The organism is Streptomyces alkaliphilus, from assembly GCF_014141535.1.
Taxonomy (GTDB): domain Bacteria; phylum Actinomycetota; class Actinomycetes; order Streptomycetales; family Streptomycetaceae; genus Streptomyces; species Streptomyces alkaliphilus.
Window position 1 is genome coordinate 1 of record NZ_VKHT01001672.1, and the last position, 539, is coordinate 539.

The 539-nt window shown below is 78.8% G+C and carries 1 protein-coding gene; it reads left to right on the forward strand.

Annotated features, from left to right (window positions below; genetic code table 11):
* Positions 1-539 (forward strand): helix-turn-helix domain-containing protein (locus tag FNQ90_RS27930; RefSeq protein WP_228471626.1); only part of this gene is annotated, 539 nt, incomplete at both ends.

Genomic DNA, 539 nt, shown 5'->3' on the forward strand with positions numbered 1-539 from the left:
GACCTGGCGCCCGTGCTGCACTGGGTCCTGGACCGACTCCACGAACCGCTGACCGTCGCGCGACTCGCCCGCCGCGCCCACCTCGGCGAGCGCACCTTCGCCCGCCGCTTCCGCGACCGGCTCGGCACCACCCCCCTCCAGTGGGTGCCGCAACAACGCGTGCGACTGGCCCAGGAGCTGCTGGAGACCACCGACGAGCCGGTGGAGGGCGTCGCCCGCCGCACCGGTTTCGGGCCGGCCGCCAACCTCCGCCACCACTTCGGGCGCGTCGCCGGGGTCTCCCCGCAGACCTACCGCCAGGTCTTCCGCCACCGCGCCACCGCGCCACCGCGCCGCCGGCGGCGCCGTCACCGGCGCCGAGCCGGCGGGCTCCGGCACCGTCACCACCTGAGGCACGGCCCGGGCCGTGCGCCCGGGGGCCGTCCCCGCTCACGGCCCGAAGAGGGTTTCCGTCACCCGCCGGCCCGCCCCGACGCCCTCGCCGACGAACGCCCCGCCGGCCCCGGAAGCGCCCGGTCGCCGGCCGGGGATCACCGACC